Annotated in this window: 2 protein-coding genes; both read right to left on the bottom strand. The window is 47.0% G+C overall.

All coding sequences use genetic code 11. The features are described 5' to 3' along the window. Positions 1 to 652 (bottom strand): LPS export ABC transporter ATP-binding protein (gene lptB, locus R7190_RS26020; RefSeq protein ID WP_318137701.1); only part of this gene is annotated, 652 nt, incomplete at its 3' end. 1 nt (position 653) lies between these two features. Further along, a partial coding sequence (gene lptA, locus R7190_RS26025; RefSeq protein WP_318137702.1) for a lipopolysaccharide transport periplasmic protein LptA occupies positions 654 to 942 on the bottom strand: 289 nt, incomplete at its 5' end.

Genomic DNA, 942 nt, shown 5'->3' on the forward strand with positions numbered 1-942 from the left:
ATGCAATGAGGTGCCCTTGGCTTACGATATAGGCTTTTTCACATACGTCCAGTGTTTCACGTACGTTATGGTCTGTGATTAATACACCAAGGCCACGATCGCGTAGGTGCTCGATGATTTTCTTGATGTCATTAACCGAAATAGGGTCGACACCTGCGAAAGGTTCATCCAACAAAATGAATTGTGGGTTTGCCGCAAGAGCTCGAGCGATTTCGACTCGGCGACGTTCACCACCCGATAGTGCCATACCCGCACTGGTTCTTATGTGCTGTATGTGGAATTCTTCTAACAAATCTTCCAGCTTGTCCTGACGCTCTTCGCGGGTCATTTCTTGGCGAGTTTCCAATACGGCCATGATGTTATCTTCCACGGACAGTTTGCGGAAAATCGATGCTTCCTGCGGTAGATAGCCAATACCCATGCGAGAGCGGCTGTGCATTGGCAAAATACTGATGTCTTTGTCGTCGATGGTGATGGTGCCTTCATCGCGAGGCACCAGACCAACAATCATGTAAAACGAGGTGGTTTTACCAGCACCGTTAGGACCAAGTAAACCTACAATCTGACCAGACTCTACTTCTAAGCTAACATCGGTGACGACTTTGCGCTTTTTGTAGCTTTTTGCGAGATTTTTTGCACTCAGTACCGCCATATTAGTTCTCTATCTGATTTGGTTGCAAAATCGTGGTTACACGCTCGTTTTTAGAGCTGTCAGCCACCAACTTCTGTTGACCGATTTGGTAACGAATCGATGAGCCTTTGATGGTGTTACCATCTTGAGCGAGCTGCGCTTGGCCTTTCATGGTCAGTTCGTCAGTCGAGATGCGGTAATCGAGCTCGGTTGCTTGACCACTTAACGTTTTACCATCGTCCATCAGCTGCGAAAATGTCGCAGGCTTACCAAATGCTTGAATTTGTTTGATTGCTTCCGTTTTTGGATCG

The sequence above is a fragment of the Vibrio sp. 1078-1 genome (assembly GCF_033340475.1).